Source organism: Antarctobacter albus, from assembly GCF_900101505.1.
Taxonomy (GTDB): Bacteria; Pseudomonadota; Alphaproteobacteria; order Rhodobacterales; family Rhodobacteraceae; genus Antarctobacter; species Antarctobacter albus.
On record NZ_FMZI01000006.1, the window covers coordinates 84,603 to 99,876 of the forward strand.

Below are 15,274 nucleotides of genomic sequence, written 5' to 3' on the forward strand. Positions count from 1 at the left end.
TCCGGGCCGCACTGCCAGCCCCAGACAGCGCACAGCGCGCTCCCCACACATGAGACATGTGTCCCTGACGGTGCTGCAACCGGGCCACTAACGCGCTCTGCGCGTCGGCCCTGAACGACCCGGACGGCCCACCGCACCCCCGCGCGTGCCCTACCACCCCATCCCCTGACAGACCGTCGGCACATCAGACCATCCACCGCGCGAGCCCTCGGTTCGCGCGCCTTGCAACGACATGTGGCGCCCGCTGCGGACGCCCTGTCGAACGGATCAGACAGGCCTGCGCGCCAAAAGATTGTACCAAAAAGGAGTGACCCCAAATGCCAAACTTCCAAGCAACGGACATGCTGTATTTCCGAGGCTCGGACAGCGGTTCGACCCTGACGCCCTCCGGGAACTACGTTCTCTACACCTCGAACACGACCGTGGTGGACGGCAACACTGATGGCCAGGTCAACCTTGGCTTCGACTATCTTCAGTGGGGCAGCAGCACGCTGTCCTTCAGCAGCTTTACCATCACGATCAACGGCAACGAATATGCCATCTTCCAGGACGGCCGGGATTTCTACATCCCCTTCGATTCCAGCATCGACGACCTGTCGACGCTGAACGGCAGCGCCGTCACGCAGCCCATTTCTTCGCCCACCGCATCCGCCAGCACGATCAACTGTTTTGCGGCAGGCACCCGGATCGCGACCGCCCGGGGCGAAGCCGCCGTCGAAACGCTGACAGCGGGCCAGGAGATCCTGCGCGCCGATGGCGGCACCACCCGGGTACGTTGGGTCGGCCACCAGGCGGTGCGTCCCGTCGACGGCCACCTGATCGTGATCCGTGCCGGCGCGCTGGGTGCTGGGCTACCGCTGCGCGACCTGATCGTGACCGGCGATCACGGAATGGTTCTGGACGGGCATGTCGTCAACGCCTCTGTCCTGGTGAACGGGCGCGGGATCACCTGGGCCGACCCGGCGCAGATGCCCCAGACCGTTAACGTCTACCATGTCGAGACCGAGACCCACGAGGCGCTGCTGGCGGAAGGCGCCCCGGCAGAAACCTATGTCGATTACGCCGGGCGTGGCGCCTTTGCCAACTACCAGGAATACCTCGACCTGAACGGCGCAGACCGGCTCATCCACGAGATGGCCCTGCCCCGGATTTCCAGCCGCCGTTTCCTGCCCGATAGCCTCCGCGCCCGGCTGGACGACGATGCCCCGCGGCACGCGGATTTCGCGCAAAGCGCCTGATCGCGACGCACCTTGCGGGCCGTGGGTCTTGGTCCTTGATTTAGCTCCGGCGCGCATGTAAGGACACGCATCTTTCGGTGCCGGGGCGACTCGGCGCCGATTGGTTTTGTTGCCCGGAAACGGGCGACACCCGAACAAAGAACAGCTGGTCATCTTTTTCCCGACAGGGGGAAAGCACTGCCCAGACATCTCCGCGGGAAAACCGCGACGAACATAGGAGAAGGTCAGATGGATCTGATCGCACAGCTCGAGGCAGAACAGATTGCCTCGCTCGGGAAGAGCATTCCCGATTTCAAGCCCGGCGACACCGTGCGCGTCGGCTACAAGGTGACCGAAGGCACCCGCACCCGTGTGCAGAACTACGAAGGCGTCTGCATCAGCCGCAAGAACGGCAAGGGCATCGCGGGTTCGTTCACCGTTCGCAAGATCTCTTTCGGTGAAGGCGTGGAACGTGTGTTCCCGCTGTACTCGACCAACATCGAGTCGATCGAAGTCGTCCGTCGTGGCCGCGTCCGCCGCGCCAAGATGTACTACCTGCGCTCGCGCCGCGGCAAGTCGGCCCGTATCGCAGAGGACACCACCTACAAGCCGCTCAAAGGCAAGAGCGCTGGCGCTGACGCGTAAGGAGCCCGCGATATGAAAAAGAATCTGCACCCCGATTATCACCTGATCACCGTCAAGATGACCGACGGGACCGAGTATCAGACCCGTTCGACCTGGGGCAAAGAGGGCGACACGCTCGTTCTCGACATCGACCCCACCGTGCACCCGGCCTGGACCGGCGGTACGGGCCGCATGCTCGACCAGGGCGGCCGCGTGTCGAAGTTCAAGAAGAAATACGAAGGCCTCGGCTTCTGAGCCTTCCGCCTTTCGAAACAGGACGCCGCCCCTCGGGGCGGCGTTTTTCGTTTGGCAGACCGCGAACGGCCGTTCGAGCGGTCATTTCTTGACGCTCAGCCCCATCCCGGACACGGTCTTGGGGCCGCTGGGGGCATGCAATTCATCCGGCACACAGGTTGTCCATTTCACCTGTCCCGGGCTGACCTTGGGCATGCAGGGCGGGGTGTCCGCCACGGCGACATTGGCCAGGGCAACAAGGGTTGTCATCGAAAGCAAAGCTATACGCATTGTAATCTCCTCAATCAAAATTCGGGGCCTGGAACACCCCGCCGGTCAAAGCTACGCCGGCCGGTCGCGGCGCGTCAGTCTGATTTCCCTCACCCGGACCCGGCTGGTTCTTGCGCATCTCAGGCCCCGTGCCTGCGGCATTCACCATACCGAAGGCGCGTCGCCCCACTGGACAGCCCGTCACGCCCCTGCCAATTTGATCAAAACCTGCAGCCGGAGTCGCCGCCATGAAGGACGAGAACTTTCTCAAGGAAAACAACGCCCGCCAACTCTGGCACCCGATGGGCGCCCCGGGCGACGCACAGGCCAACCCGCCCAAGATCATCAAGGGCGCCGAGGGTAGCAGCATCACCGACATCGACGGGCACTCTGCCGTGGACGCGGTGGGCGGCCTGTGGTGCGTGAACCTTGGCTATTCCAACGACCGGGTGAAACAGGCCATCGCGGATCAGCTGTTCGACCTGCCCTATTACTCGGCCTTCGCCGGCACCTCGAACCCGCCGGCGATCGAGGCCGCCTATGCGGTGCAGGAGTTCTTTGCCCCTGACGGCATGGAGCGGGTGTTCTTCACTTCGGGCGGATCGGACTCGGTGGAAACCTGCCTGCGGCTGGCGCGGCAGTACCACCGCCTGCGGGGCGAAGCGACGCGCACCAAGTTCCTCAGCCTGAAAAAGGGCTATCACGGCACCCATTTCGGCGGCGCGAGCGTCAACGGCAACAACCGCTTCCGCATCAACTATGAACCGCTCCTGCCCGGCTGTTTCCACCTGCCCTCTCCCTACCCCTATCGCAACCCGTTCAACGAGACGGACCCGGCGAAACTGGCCCAACTGATCGCGCAGACGATGGAAGACGAGATCCAGTTCCAGGGCGCAAACACCATCGCGGCCTTCATCATGGAACCGATCCAGGGCGCCGGGGGCGTGATCGTACCGGATGCGACCTTCATGCCGCTGATGCGCGAGATCTGCGACCGGCACGGCATCCTCCTGATCTCGGACGAGGTCATCACCGGCTTTGGCCGCACCGGCGACTGGTCCGGCGCGCGGCACTGGGGCGTGCAGCCCGACATGATGAGCACCGCCAAGGGCATCACATCGGGCTATTTCCCGGTGGGCGCGGCGCTGATGTCGGGCAAGGTGGCCGAGGTCTTCGAAGGTGCGGGCGCCGATGGCGGCATCTACCACGGCTACACCTATTCCGCGCATCCGGTGGGCGCCGCGGCGGTGATCGCCTGCCTCGAAGAGACCCTGCGCCTCGACACGAAAACCAACGCGGCGGCACGCGGCAAGCAGCTGTATGACGGGGTCTGCAAGCTGGCCGAACGCTATGACATCATCGGCGACGTGCGCGGCGGCCACGGACTGATGACCGGGATCGAGATCGTCAGCGACCGCGCGGCCAAGACGCCGATGGACGGTGAAACCATGAAGCGCATCCACCAGACCGCCTACGAGGCTGGCGCGATGGTCCGCCTTGGCATGCACAACATCCTGATGTCGCCGCCGCTGACCATCACCGAGGGCGAGATCGACACCATCCTCACCGCCCTGGACAAGGGGTTTGCCTCCGCCTGACAGCGGGCCGGGGGCCGTGAAACGACACGGCCCCTTCCAGCCCTTTCGGTGCGCGTCACCCGCCGGCGCACCGCACTGTCGCTGCTCCGGCAGTTTGACATTTGGCCCGTGCCGCATCCGTGATAAGCTGAATCCAGCATCAATGACGCGGCGTCGGAGCCAGGTGCATGATCTTGCCCGGCGTCACGCGCAAACCGTTGGGTGCGGACATGCCGACAGACTTGACCTTTGCAGACCGTTACCAGTCGATCCTGGTACCGGTGATCTTCAGGCCCTGGGCAGAAGAGCTCGTCCGCCGCGCTGAACCCGGGGCGGGGGAACATATCCTTGATCTTGCCTGCGGCACGGGCGTGGTCACGAGGCTGGTCTCTTCGCTCGCGTTCCAACCGGGCAGTCTCACTGGCTGCGATCACAGCCCCGACATGCTGCGCGTCGCACGGACCCTCGCCGACAACGCCGCAAGGGATGTCGAATGGGTCGAAGCCGATGCGGCACACCTGCCCTTCCCGGACGACCGCTTCGATCTGGCATTTTGCCAGCAAGCCTTGCAGTTCTTCCCGGACAAGCCCGCCGCGCTGAGCGATCTGCACCGCGTCATGAAACCGGGCGGGCGGGTTGTCTTCTGCGTGCAACGAGAGCTGGACGTCAACCCGATGCTTCGGGCGCAGGCCGCCGCGCTTGACGCCTGTGTCGGCAGCACCGCCGGGGATGCTGTCCGGGCCATCTGCAGCCTGCCGGACGGCAATGAGCTGAGGCAGTTGTTCAAAGAGGCGGGTTTCCGGGACATCGAAGTCGACCCCGTGACCCTGACGCTGCATCACCCTGATGCCCGCGCCTTTGCGATCGGGGCAATGGGCGGCATGCACACGGGGGACAAGCTGTCAGACCTGGCAAGGGATGGCGTTGCGCGCGCCGTGGGGATCTTTCTGGATGGGCTGGAGGACTGTTTCGACGGAACGGCGATGACATTTCCACACGCGTCGCACGTCGTGGTCGCCAAAGCCTGATCCACTGTACCGGGCTTCAAACGCCCTTTGTCCGCAGGCCCCCGGATCGGTCAATGACGGATTTGTGCGGCAGGGGGCCAAACCCGGCCCCCTGCCTGCGCTGTTGCAAGCCTCAGTGCTTGAACTTCTTGATTTCGCCGGATTTCAGGCGGTCGAGGTAGCTGTTCACCTCGCGCTTGACGATCGGCATCAGGAAGTAGAGGCCGATGATGTTGACCACCGCCATCGCAAAGATCGCCGCATCCGAGAAGTCGATCACCGGGCCAAGGCTGGCCGAAGCGCCGATAATCACGAAGATGCAGAAGATCACCTTGAACACCAGTTCCTTGGTCTTTCCCTCGCCGAACAGGAAGGTCCAGGCCTTCAGGCCGTAGTAGGACCAGCTGATCATGGTCGAGAAAGCAAAGAGGATCACGGCAATGGCAAGGATCGTCGGGAACCAGCTGAAGGAGCTGCCGAAGGCCGCCGCCGTCAGGCCCACACCCGAGGTATCGCCAACCGTCCTGATCGCGGTTCCGGCCTCGTTCAGCAGGTAGTTGCCCGTCGCCTCGTCGATCACCAGTTGCTGGGTGATGATGATCACCAGCGCCGTCATGGTGCAGATCACCACCGTGTCGATGAAGGGTTCAAGCAAGGACACGAAGCCTTCGGTGATCGGCTCCTTGGTACGCACGGCAGAGTGTGCGATGGCCGCCGAACCGACGCCCGCCTCGTTCGAGAAGGCCGCCCGCTTGAACCCCTGGATCAGCGCGCCGACCATGCCGCCCGCGACACCCAACCCGGTAAAGGCACCGGCAAAGATCTGGCCGAATGCCCAGCCGATCATGTCGGCGTTCATGATCAGGATGATCAGCGCCGTGCCGACGTAGATCACCGCCATGAAGGGCACGACCTTTTCCGTCACCGAGGCGATGGATTTCAGCCCGCCGATGATGACGACAAAGACGATCGCCGCAAAGATCAGCCCGGTGATGAAGCCGGGATAATCCCCCAGCACCCCGGTCAGCGCCTGGTGTGCCTGGTTGGCCTGGAACATGTTGCCGCCGCCCAGCGACCCCAGGATACAGAAGATCGAGAAGAGCACCGCCAGGATGCCGCCGCCCGGCAGTCCGCGTTCGGCAAAGCCCTTGGTCAGGTAGTACATCGGGCCGCCCGAGACATGGCCGTCCTCGAACTCGTTTCGGTATTTCACGCCCAGCGTACATTCGGTGAATTTCGACGCCATGCCCATGAGACCGGCGAGGATCATCCAGAAGGTCGCCCCCGGCCCGCCGATGCCCACGGCCACCGCGACACCCGCGATATTGCCCAGGCCGACCGTGCCCGACAGCGCCGTGGCCAGCGCCTGGAAGTGGCTGACCTCGCCCGCGTCATCAGGATCGGAATAGTCGCCTTTGACCAGCGCGATGGAATGCGGAAAGGCCCGGAACTGGATGAAGCCGAAGTAGATGGTGAAGACGGTTGCCGCGATCACCAGCCAGGCGACGATCCAGGGAAAGCTGGTGCCGGGAAAGGGGCTGAAGATGAAGCTCACGAACCAGCCGGTTGCGCCGCTGAAGACCGCGTTGATCCTGTCGTCGATGGTCTGCTCCTGCGCGGCGGCAGCGCCCGCAAAAAGCAGAAAAGCCGTGGCGGCAAGCGCCGCACGTTGTGTCAATCTGTTCATGTCGGTTGTCCTGTTCTACGGCGCTTCAGGGGACGATGGTGCAGGGCACCGGGGCGGTCTGGACCAGCGACCCGGCGACAGAGCCGAAGACCCGGCTGCCGAAACGCGAATGCCCGTTCCGCCCGATGAAGATCTGGGCCGCCTCCATCTTGTCGGCGACCTCGCACAGCGTGTCGGCGATATGGCCGTAACGCAGCACCGTCTCGACCGGCACGCCCTTGCCCTCGACCGCGGCCTTGGCGGGCGTGATGATCGATTTCTCGGCCCGGTTCAGCTCTTCCTTGCGGCGCATGTGGCGCTCTTCAAGCTCGGTCGGGGTCAGGAAGGAGTAGGGCGACCATTCCAGCACATGGGCGATCACAACCGTCGCTCCCTGCGCCGCGTCGCGATCCATCGCGAAGTCCAGCGCACGCCGCGCCGCTTCGCTGCCGTCATATCCGACGACAAACTTATCGTTCATCTTGATTGTCCCTGTTCCGTTTATTCGCCTTATGGCTGAGTGAAGAGTAACAACGGTGTGACAGGGGATTTTCCCGAAAACATGTCAAACGCATGCCGGTTCGACCGAATTATCCAATTTTTCGCGCCTGAGGCGAAACATCTCCCGGTTTTTATGCGGTAAGGGGCCGGTTTTGCCCCATCAGCCTGCGACCGTTTCGCCCATGACGCATTCGCAGAAATGAATGTATACTTTCGCATAACCCGATTCCCCGCATGCAGGAGGTGCAGGCCTTGGAATTCCGCAAGATCACCGACGACATCACCGTCTCTCCCCAGATCACCGCAGATCACCTGCAAGAGATCGCCGACGCCGGCTATCGCGCCGTCATCTGCAACCGCCCGGATGGCGAGGGCGCCGATCAGCCGACCTTTGACGAGATCGCAGCGGCGGCCAAGGCCAAGGGGCTGGAGGTCCGCTATCAGCCCGTGACCTCGGGCAAGGTCCGGGACGAGGACGCCGAGGCCTTTGGCAAGCTGCTGCGAGAATTGCCCGGCCCGGTCTTTGCCTACTGCCGCACCGGCACGCGGTCGGCGACGCTCTGGTCGCTGAGCCAGGCCAATGCGCTGGCCCCGGCGACCATCCTCGCCGCGACCAAGGGCGCCGGCTATGACATGGCCGGTGTCGTGCGGCGCATCGTGAACGGCGGCAAGACCCCCACGGACGAGGGCGACGCCAAGTTCGACGTCGTGATCGTGGGCGGCGGCGCGGCGGGGATCGCCGTGGCCTCCAGCCTCAAGGCACGCAAGCCGGGGCTGGGCATCGCCATTCTGGACCCGGCCGACGTGCACTATTACCAGCCCGGCTGGACGATGGTCGGCGGCGGCGTCTTCGAGGCCGCGACCACGGCCCGCACGATGGGCAGCCTGATCCCGCAGGGTGTCCACTGGATCAAATCCGCCGTCGCCGCCTTCGAGCCGCAGAACAATGCCGTGGTGCTCGATGGCTGCCGCGTGGTGAAATACGACCGGCTGATCGTCTGCCCGGGGCTGAAACTGGACTGGCACGGTGTCGAGGGGCTGGTGGACACGCTGGGCAAGAACGGCGTGACCTCGAACTATCGCTATGACCTGGCGCCCTACACCTGGGAACTGGTCAGCAAGATGCGCGAGGGGCGCGCGCTGTTCACCCAGCCGCCGATGCCGATCAAATGCGCCGGCGCACCGCAAAAGGCGATGTACCTGTCGGGCGACCATTGGTTCCGCACCGGTCGACTGAAGGACATCGACATCCAGTTCATGAACGCCGGCGGCCTGCTCTTCGGGGTCAAGGACTATGTCCCAGCGCTGATGGACTACGTCAGGAAATACGACGCCTCGCTGAACTTCTTCCACAACCTGATCGCCGTGGACGGCCCCGGAAAAACGGCGACCTTCAAGGTCTCCAAGCCAGACGAAGAGCCGACCGAGGTCACGGTCGACTTCGACATGATGCATGTCTGCCCGCCGCAGGTGGCACCGGATTTCATCCGCGTGTCACCGCTGGCCGATGCCGCCGGATGGGTCGACGTGGACCAGGCCACGCTGCGGCACAAGACCTATGACAACATCTGGTCGCTCGGGGACGTGATGAACGCGCCCAACGCCAAGACCGCCGCCGCCGCCCGGATGCAGGCGCCCGTGGTGGCCGAGAACGTGGTGGCCGACACACGCGGCCTCAGCCCGCATGCGGTCTACAACGGTTACGGGTCCTGCCCGCTGACGGTGGAGAAGGGCAAGATCGTTCTGGCCGAGTTCGGCTATGGCGGTGCGCTGCTGCCCTCCTTCCCCAAGTGGGTGATCGACGGCACCAAGCCGACGCGCGCCGCCTGGTTGCTCAAGGAACAGATCCTGCCGCCCGTCTACTGGAAGGCCATGCTGCGCGGGAAGGAATGGATGGCCAAGCCGGAAAGCGTCTCGGCCGGATAAACCCAAGGGCACAAGGGGCCGGAGCCAATGGCCCGGCCCCTTTTCGTCTGCCGAAGTCGTCTGGCGAATGCGCACTGCCCCTTTTAAATTCTGATTCCTGAATATATATACGAGTTCCAAACGCGACTCGGGGGATGAACCCGACCCGAAAGCAGGATTCGCCATGCAACTGCCACGCCAACTGACCCGCTACCTGCCCATTCTCGACTGGGCGCGGACTTATGACCGCGAAACCGCCTCTGCCGATGGGCTGGCGGCGGTGATCGTGACGATCATGCTGATCCCGCAATCTCTGGCCTACGCGCTGCTGGCGGGCCTGCCCGCCGAGATGGGCCTTTACGCCTCGATCCTGCCGCTGGTGGCCTATGCGATCTTTGGCACCAGCCGCGCGCTTGCCGTCGGCCCCGTGGCCGTCGTCTCGTTGATGACCGCCGCCGCCATCGGCAACCTGGGCCTGTCGGACCCGGTGGACATTGCGCTGGCCGCCGGAACGCTGGCCTTCATCTCTGGCGTGATCCTGTCCTTGCTGGGGCTGTTCCGGCTGGGCTTTCTGGCCAATTTCCTGTCGCACCCGGTCATCGCAGGGTTCATCACCGCCTCCGGCGTGCTGATCGCCGCCTCGCAGCTGAAACATATCTTCGGCATCGACATGCACGGTCACACCCTGACCGAGTTGATCCGCACCATGTTCGCGCATCTGGGCGAGACCAACGGCTATACCCTCGTCCTGGGCCTGACGGCGCTGGCCTTCCTGTTCTGGGTCCGCAAGGGGCTGAAACCGCTGCTGCTGAAAAAGGGGGTCCCGCCGAAACTGGCCGACGTGCTGACCAAGGCCGGGCCGGTGGCCGCCGTCGTCGTGACCACGCTGGCCACCTGGGTCTTTGGCCTGTCGAATGCCGGGGTCAAGATCGTCGGCGAGATCCCGATGGGCCTGCCGCCGCTGACCGCACCCAGCTTTTCGCCGGCGCTCTGGAATGAGCTCTTCATGTCCGCGCTGCTGATCTCGATCATCGGCTTCGTGGAATCCGTGTCCGTCGCGCAGACGCTGGCCGCCAAGCGGCGCCAGCGCATCTCGCCCGACCAAGAGCTGATCGGCCTGGGCACCTCGAACATCGCCTCGGCGGTCTCGGGCGGCTTTCCGGTGACGGGTGGTTTCTCGCGCTCGGTGGTGAACTTCGACGCCGGCGCCGCAACCCCGGCGGCGGGCGCCTATACCGCCGTGGGCATCGCCGTTGCGACGCTGCTGCTGACGCCCTTGCTGTTCTTCCTGCCCAAGGCGACGCTGGCCGCGACGATCATCGTGGCCGTCCTCAGCCTTGTCGATTTCTCGATCCTCAAGAAGGCCTGGGGCTATTCCAAGGTCGATTTCGCCGCTGTCTTTGCCACCATCGTCCTGACGCTGGGGTTCGGCGTGGAACTGGGCGTTTCGGCGGGTGTGCTGATCTCGATCGGCCTGCATCTCTACAAGACCTCGCGCCCGCATGTGGCAGAGGTCGGGCTGGTGCCGGAGACCCATCATTTCCGCAACATCAAGCGTCACAAGGTCGAAACGCTGCCGCACCTCGTCACGCTGCGGGTGGACGAAAGCCTGTATTTCGCCAACGCGCGTTTCCTCGAGGACTACGTTCTTGGCCGCGTCACCTGTGACGAGCCGATCGAACATGTCGTGCTGATGTTCCCGGCGGTCAACGAGGTCGACATGAGCGCGCTGGAAACGCTGGAAGAACTGAATCGCCGCCTGTCGGAAATGGGCATTCAGTTGCACCTGTCCGAGGTCAAGGGCCCGGTGATGGACCGGCTGAAACGGTCGCATTTCCTGGACGAGCTGACTGGCAAGGTCTTCCTGTCGCAATACGACGCCTGGCAAGCCCTGCAAGAGCCTGCCCCCAGCCCGGAACAGGGTTCACCCGCCAAGGTAGGTGCGGCCTGACGCTTCGAGCGTGAAGATCGCGCCATTGTCCTCAAGAACGGCAACGCCGGGCGGGCGCCCGTAGCCCGCCCCGGTATCCAGGTTCAGGCGGTTGGGTTTCAGCTCGGGCGCCTCCACCGGCGTATGCCCGTGCACGATCAACGCCCCGTGGTCGCGCGGGTCATCGTGGAACTCTTGCCGGATCCACAACAGGTCTTCCTCGTCCTGCTGATCCAGCGGTACGCGGGGGCGGATGCCCGCATGGACAAAGACCTTGCCCGCCTCGCGGTGCATCAGTTTCAGCCCCTGCAAGAAGGCTAGGTGTTCCGGCGGCACGGCGGCCCGGAACTCGGCGGCCAGATCCTTGCGCCGGATCCGAGTGGGCACGTCGACACCGTAGGAGTCCGCCGTGTCCAGCCCGCCGATGCGTTCATGGAACCAGTCGTAGCCCAGCAGCAGGTAAGGGTCCTGGCGCGGTGCGGGCGGCGCGATGAACCATTCGAACAGGCGGTCGTGGTTGCCTTTCAGGCAGACCCAGTTTCGCCCCTCGGCCAGACCCCGGCTCAGCCGTTCGATCACCCCGCGAGAGTTCGGCCCGCGGTCGACGTAATCGCCCAGGAAGATCACGCGCGCATCCGGCCCGCCGTCCTGCTCGATCCGGTCCAGCGCGGTGTTCAGCATGGCCAGCTGGCCGTGTATGTCGCCAATGGCGTAGATCGTGTCACCCATGCCCGCCGCCTAGCATGTTCCCCGGGGCCGGGCCAGAGCGCCCGCACCTCTGGCAGGGGCTGCGGGTTGCGCCTAGGGTGCGGCCAGGAAACAGCCAAGGAAACATCATGCCGACGCCTTCCCTGCCCCTCGACGGGTCCTGCCGCTGCGGCCAGGTCCACATCCGGATCACCAAGCCGCCCCTGATGACCGCCGCCTGCCATTGCCGGGGCTGCCAGAAAATGTCCTCGAGCGCCTTTTCCCTGACCGTCATGGTCCCGGCGGACGGGCTGGACGTGACAAAGGGCGCGCCGGTCGAATGCGGCACCCACGGGCCGAACCAAGACCACATGGGCTGCCCGCATTGCATGAGCTGGATGTTCACCCGCATCACCGGGATCGACGCCTTCGTGAACGTCCGCCCGACGATGTTCGACGACACCAGCTGGTTTTCGCCCTTCATCGAGACCATGACCAGCGCCCGCCTGCCCTGGGCCACCACCCCGGCGCGGCACAGCTACGTGGAATGGCCGCCGATGGACCGGTTCGAAGAGCTGATCGCCGAATACCACGCGCAGGGCTGACACCCGGACAAGAAAAGACCCTCCCCCGGCGCGCGGGAGAGGGTCGTAGCCGTCAGGGCTGACGCCAGGTTCAGGCCACGTCGAATTGCAGCGGCTTGATCTGGTTGAACAGGCCGGTTTCTGCCAACTGCGCGCGGGCCTCGGCCGGGACCGGCTCATCGACGTACAGCAGCGCGATGGCCTCGCCGCCCGCATCCTTGCGCCCCAGGGTAAAGTTCGCGATGTTCACGCCGTTTTTGCCCATCGTATGCCCCAGCGCACCAATGATGCCCGGTTCATCGTTGTTGGTGGTATACAGCATGTGGCGACCGACCTCGGCGTCGATGTTGATGCCCTTGATCTGGATGAAGCGCGGCTTGCCGTCGCTGAACACCGTCCCGGCGATCGAGCGTTCGCGCTTTTCGGTCACGACCGTCACCTTGATGTAGCCCTCGAAGGCGCCCGACTGCTCCTGGTTGGTGGTCGAGATCTTGATGCCACGCTCGCGCGCCACCATCGGCGCCGAAACCATGTTCACCTCGGGATTCACCGATTTCATGATCCCGGCAATCAGCGAACAGTTCAGCGCCTCCAGGTTCATGGTCGCCGCTTCGCCGTCGTAAAGGATGTTGATCGCCTTGATCGCCTCGTCGGTCATCTGGCCGATGAAGCTGCCCAGGTGATCGGCCAGCTTGATCCAGGGCCCCATGACCTTGGCCTCTTCGGCGGTGACACTGGGCATGTTCAGCGCGTTCTGCACCGCGCCGGTCAGCAGGTAATCCGACATCTGTTCCGCCACCTGCAGGGCGACGTTTTCCTGCGCCTCGCTGGTAGAGGCGCCAAGGTGCGGCGTGCAGACCACGTTCGGCAGGTTGAACAGCGGGTTTTCCTTGGCCGGTTCCTCGGCAAAGACGTCAAAGGCCGCGCCGGCCACGTGGCCGGACTTGATCAGCTCTGCCAGCGCCGCCTCGTCGACCAGGCCGCCACGGGCACAGTTGATGATGCGCACGCCTTTCTTGGTCTTGGCCAGGTTCTCCTTCGACAGGATATTGCGGGTCTGGTCGGTCAGCGGAACGTGCAGCGTGATGAAATCGGCGCGCTTCAACAGGTCGTCCAGGTCCTCGACCTTTTCCACCTGCATCTTGCCGGCCTTCTCTTCCGACAGGAAGGGATCATAGGCCACGACCTTCATCTTGAGGCCGCGCGCGCGGTCGCAGACGATGCCGCCGATATTGCCGGCGCCGATCACGCCCAGGGTCTTGCCGGTCAGCTCGACCCCCATGAACTTGGATTTCTCCCACTTGCCTGCATGGGTCGAGGCGCTGGCCTCGGGGATCTGGCGGGCGCAGGCGAACATCATGGCGATGGCATGTTCGGCAGTGGTGATCATGTTGCCGAAGGGCGTGTTCATCACGATCACGCCCTTTTTCGACGCCGCTTCCTTGTCGACGTTGTCGGTGCCGATCCCGGCGCGGCCCACCACCTTCAGTTTGTGGGCATGTTCCAGGATCGAGGGAGTCACCTTGGTGGCCGACCGGATGGCAAGGCCGTCATACTGGCCGATGATCTCGGCCAGCTTTTCCTTGTCCTTGCCCACGTCGGGCAGGAAATCGACATCGATGCCGCGATCGCGAAAGATCTGGACGGCGGTTTCCGAGAGCTTGTCGGAGACGAGAACTTTGGGTGCAGTCATGGGATACACACCCCGGACCTGATCCGGGGCCTCCTGTTGAGAGGATATGGGGGAGAGGCCCCGGGTCAGGCCCGGGGCGCGCGTGTTGTCTCAGGCGGCTTGCGCTTGCGCCGCGATCTCTGCCGCAAAGGCGTGTTCCAGCCAGGGCATCAGGGCCTCGATGTCCGAGGTTTCCACCGTGGCGCCGCACCAGATGCGCAGGCCCGCCGGGGCGTCACGATAGGCGCCGATGTCCAGCGCCACGCCCTCAGCCTCCAGCCGCTTGGCCACGGCCTTGGCAAAGGCGGCCCCGTCCTTGATCCGGTCGTCGGTGAACTTCAGGCAGACACTGGTGTTCGACCGCGTCGCCGGGTCCTCTGCCAGGTTGGCGATCCAGTCGTGCGTATCGCAGAAATCCCAGATCACCTTGGCGTTGGCGTCGGCGCGGGCCATCAGCGCGGTCAGACCGCCGATCTCGCGCGCCCAGTCCAGCGCCACCAGGTAGTCCTCGACCGCCAGCATCGACGGCGTGTTGATCGTCGCGCCGGTAAAGATGCCGTCGATCAGCTTGCCGCCCTTGGTCAGGCGAAAGATCTTGGGCAGCGGCCATGCGGGGGTGTAGCTTTCCAGCCGCTCGACGGCGCGGGGGCTGAGGATCAGCATCCCGTGCGCGGCCTCGCCGCCCATGACCTTTTGCCAGGAAAAGGTCGTCACATCCAGCTTGTCCCAGGGCAGGTCCTGCGCAAAGGCCGCCGAGGTGGCGTCGCAGATGGTCAGGCCCTGGCGGTCCGCCGGGATCACGTCGCCATTGGGGACGCGCACGCCCGAAGTGGTGCCGTTCCAGGTAAAGACGACGTCGGTGTCATAGTCGATCGCGGCCATGTCCACGATCTCGCCGTAGCCGGCCTCTTTCACATCGGCGTCGATCTTGAGTTGCTTGACGACATCGGACACCCAGCCCGAGCCAAAGCTTTCCCAAGCCACCATTGTCGCCTTGCGTGCGCCCAGCATCGACCACATGGCCATCTCGACCGCGCCGGTGTCGGACGCGGGAACGATGCCGATCTTGTAGTCAGCCGGGATGCCCAGGACTTCGCGCGTGCCTTCGATGGCCGCTTTCAGCTTATCCTTGCCCACCGCCGCGCGGTGTGACCGGCCCAGGGCCGCGTCGGACAGCTTGTCCAGGGAGAATGTGGGGATCTTGGCGCAGGGGCCAGAGGAAAAACGCGGATTAGCCGGCCGCGTTGCCGGTGCTTGGGGTGCCATAGCTGAGCTAACCTTCCAGATAGATGCCCCTCGTTGGGGAGGGGTGTCCCACGAACGCATCTACGGCAGGGCCGGAGACTCGGCAAGTCGGTTTTTGCACCTATTGCGTCGGGTTTCAGGCCCGCAAGCGGTGG

14 protein-coding genes are annotated in these 15,274 nt (G+C 64.3%); 8 read left to right on the forward strand and 6 right to left on the reverse strand.

What is annotated here, in order from left to right:
- The first annotated feature begins 317 nt into the window (after window positions 1-317).
- The 3 genes from BLQ71_RS11945 (at window position 318) to rpmE (ending at window position 2,096) form a co-directional block, all read left to right on the forward strand.
- Window positions 318-1,238, forward strand: coding sequence for a Hint domain-containing protein (locus BLQ71_RS11945; protein ID WP_083342231.1), 921 nt, complete (start codon window positions 318-320; stop codon window positions 1,236-1,238).
- 228 nt (window positions 1,239-1,466) lie between these two features.
- Window positions 1,467-1,862, forward strand: coding sequence for a 50S ribosomal protein L19 (gene rplS, locus BLQ71_RS11950; RefSeq protein ID WP_043140793.1), 396 nt, complete (start codon window positions 1,467-1,469; stop codon window positions 1,860-1,862).
- A 12-nt stretch (window positions 1,863-1,874) separates the two neighbouring features.
- Window positions 1,875-2,096, forward strand: coding sequence for a 50S ribosomal protein L31 (gene rpmE / locus BLQ71_RS11955; RefSeq protein ID WP_043140792.1), 222 nt, complete (start codon window positions 1,875-1,877; stop codon window positions 2,094-2,096).
- Between the two features lie 81 nt (window positions 2,097-2,177).
- Here the strand turns inward: rpmE and BLQ71_RS25995 are convergent, their stop codons facing one another.
- A complete protein-coding gene (locus tag BLQ71_RS25995; RefSeq protein ID WP_069210587.1) occupies window positions 2,178-2,366 on the reverse strand; it encodes a hypothetical protein in 189 nt (62 codons plus the stop codon).
- Window positions 2,367-2,593: 227 nt separating this feature from the next.
- Here BLQ71_RS25995 and BLQ71_RS11960 point away from each other — a divergent pair, with 227 nt between their 5' ends.
- Both BLQ71_RS11960 and BLQ71_RS11965 read left to right on the forward strand, forming a co-directional pair.
- Window positions 2,594-3,943, forward strand: a complete 1,350-nt coding sequence (locus BLQ71_RS11960; RefSeq protein WP_074621882.1) for an aminotransferase class III-fold pyridoxal phosphate-dependent enzyme — start codon at window positions 2,594-2,596, stop codon at window positions 3,941-3,943.
- Between the two features lie 209 nt (window positions 3,944-4,152).
- Window positions 4,153-4,950 carry a class I SAM-dependent methyltransferase gene (locus BLQ71_RS11965; RefSeq protein ID WP_157923301.1) on the forward strand — a complete coding sequence of 266 codons (798 nt, stop codon included), beginning with the start codon at window positions 4,153-4,155 and terminating at the stop codon, window positions 4,948-4,950.
- A gap of 112 nt (window positions 4,951-5,062) precedes the next feature.
- Here BLQ71_RS11965 and BLQ71_RS11970 read toward each other — a convergent pair whose 3' ends face one another.
- Window positions 5,063-6,616: an alanine/glycine:cation symporter family protein gene (locus tag BLQ71_RS11970; protein WP_043140783.1), complete on the reverse strand. Its 1,554-nt coding sequence runs from the start codon at window positions 6,614-6,616 to the stop codon at window positions 5,063-5,065.
- Window positions 6,617-6,641: 25 nt separating this feature from the next.
- Window positions 6,642-7,076, reverse strand: a complete 435-nt coding sequence (locus BLQ71_RS11975) for a universal stress protein (RefSeq protein WP_074621884.1) — start codon at window positions 7,074-7,076, stop codon at window positions 6,642-6,644.
- A 272-nt stretch (window positions 7,077-7,348) separates the two neighbouring features.
- Between BLQ71_RS11975 and BLQ71_RS11980 the strand changes: the two genes are divergently transcribed.
- Window positions 7,349-9,022, forward strand: coding sequence for a bifunctional protein tyrosine phosphatase family protein/NAD(P)/FAD-dependent oxidoreductase (locus tag BLQ71_RS11980; RefSeq protein WP_074622024.1), 1,674 nt, complete (start codon window positions 7,349-7,351; stop codon window positions 9,020-9,022).
- Between the two features lie 163 nt (window positions 9,023-9,185).
- On the forward strand, window positions 9,186-10,952 hold the full coding sequence (locus BLQ71_RS11985; protein ID WP_074621885.1) for a SulP family inorganic anion transporter: 1,767 nt from the start codon (window positions 9,186-9,188) through the stop codon (window positions 10,950-10,952).
- Here the strand turns inward: BLQ71_RS11985 and BLQ71_RS11990 are convergent.
- Complete coding sequence (locus BLQ71_RS11990) at window positions 10,926-11,660, reverse strand: metallophosphoesterase family protein (protein ID WP_074621886.1); 735 nt, start codon at window positions 11,658-11,660, stop codon at window positions 10,926-10,928. The genes BLQ71_RS11985 and BLQ71_RS11990 overlap by 27 nt on opposite strands.
- Before the next feature lie 107 nt (window positions 11,661-11,767).
- Here BLQ71_RS11990 and BLQ71_RS11995 point away from each other — a divergent pair, with 107 nt between their 5' ends.
- Window positions 11,768-12,223 (forward strand): GFA family protein, encoded by a 456-nt coding sequence (locus tag BLQ71_RS11995; protein WP_074621887.1) that lies wholly within the window; start codon window positions 11,768-11,770, stop codon window positions 12,221-12,223.
- Between the two features lie 70 nt (window positions 12,224-12,293).
- Here BLQ71_RS11995 and serA read toward each other — a convergent pair whose 3' ends face one another.
- Both serA and BLQ71_RS12005 read right to left on the reverse strand, forming a co-directional pair.
- Complete coding sequence (gene serA / locus BLQ71_RS12000; RefSeq protein ID WP_043140770.1) at window positions 12,294-13,895, reverse strand: phosphoglycerate dehydrogenase; 1,602 nt, start codon at window positions 13,893-13,895, stop codon at window positions 12,294-12,296.
- A 90-nt stretch (window positions 13,896-13,985) separates the two neighbouring features.
- The gene (locus BLQ71_RS12005) at window positions 13,986-15,140 is read right to left on the reverse strand and encodes a phosphoserine transaminase (protein WP_043140767.1); all 1,155 of its coding nucleotides are present in this window, start codon (window positions 15,138-15,140) and stop codon (window positions 13,986-13,988) included.
- Between the last annotated feature and the right edge of the window lie 134 nt (window positions 15,141-15,274).